Genomic DNA, 1,242 nt, shown 5'->3' with positions numbered 1-1,242 from the left:
CCGGAGCTGCTCGCGCCATTGGCGGCCGGCAGGCCATAGGTCGGGACCTGACCGATGCGCGAGGTCGCCGGAGCCTGTTGGCTCCTGCGCGGATCGGCGTTGGGATCGGGCGGCGCCGGGATCGCATCCGACGGCGCCTGCGGCACGCCGGCCGTGCGGCGCGTCGGCAGCGTGTCGGGCGAGGCGAAACCGCCGCGGCTCGGATTGAACAGGTCGGGCGTGAGGCTCTGGGCCGTCGCCGGTGCGCTTTCCAGCGCGGTCAGCAGCAGGCATGGCAAAGCGGCGCGAAAGGCGTACGCGCGACGGCTCCGGCCCCTACCTGGAGGCGACCCCACGATGGAATAACTCCAACGAAATCAGACACTTCTTTGACGACCCTCCGCGAACAGCGGGAACCATCGTTAATGGAGTTAAAACAATTATGGTTAATGACCCGTTGCGTGCATTGGCGGTCGCGTCGCCTCGCGGGCCCGGGCGTGCTAAGCAGGCGCCAACCGGGCAATCGCCCACCCTCCTGGATCAAAGCATGCCGAGCTCGAAACCGCTGATGACCCCATCATCCGGCCCCACCCCTACAAGCGTCGAATCCGCGCTCCGCACGCTGGAGACGGAGAGCGGCGGCATCAACGCGCTCGCAGCCGCGCTGCGCGGCCCGCTGGGCGAGACCTTTGCCAGGGCGGTCGACCTGATCCGCAACGCAAAAGGCCGCGTCATCGTCACCGGGCTCGGCAAGTCCGGCCACATGGCGCGCAAGATCGCGGCGACCTTGGCCTCGACCGGCACGCCGGCCTTCTTCGTTCACACCGCCGAAGCCGCCCATGGCGACCTCGGCATGATCACCGCGGACGACGTCATCATGGCGTTGTCCTGGTCCGGCGAGCAGCCGGAGATGAAGACCCTCGTGAACTATTCGGCGCGGTTCGCGATTCCGATGATCGCAGTGACGTCGAACGCGGCATCCTCGCTCGGACAGGCCGCCGACATCGTGATCGAGCTGCCGAAGGCGCGCGAGGCCTGCCCGCACAATCTGGCGCCCACCACCTCGACGATGATGCAGGTCGCGATCGGCGACGCGATTGCGATCGCTTTGCTCGAAGGCCGCGGCTTCACCGCGCTGGAGTTCGCGCATTTCCATCCCGGCGGAAAGCTCGGTGCGATGCTGAAATTCGTCCGCGACTACATGCGCACCGGCGCGGAGATCCCGGTGAAGCCGGCCGGCACCAAGATGTCGGACGCCGTGTT

1 protein-coding gene and 1 pseudogene are annotated in these 1,242 nt (G+C 67.4%); one reads left to right on the top strand and one right to left on the bottom strand.

Annotation, left to right across the window (positions count from 1 at the left end):
* Positions 1-335: pseudogene (locus ACXJL8_RS41510) on the bottom strand (outer membrane beta-barrel protein); the annotation flags it as partial.
* A gap of 191 nt (positions 336-526) precedes the next feature.
* Here ACXJL8_RS41510 and ACXJL8_RS41505 point away from each other — a divergent pair.
* On the top strand, positions 527-1,242 hold a 716-nt coding region (locus ACXJL8_RS41505; protein WP_456687085.1), incomplete at its 3' end, for a KpsF/GutQ family sugar-phosphate isomerase.

It is taken from the genome of Bradyrhizobium sp. P5_C11_2, assembly GCF_054049755.1.
Note: the sequence above shows the minus strand (reverse complement) of the source record. Positions and strands in the feature narration are given on the sequence as shown.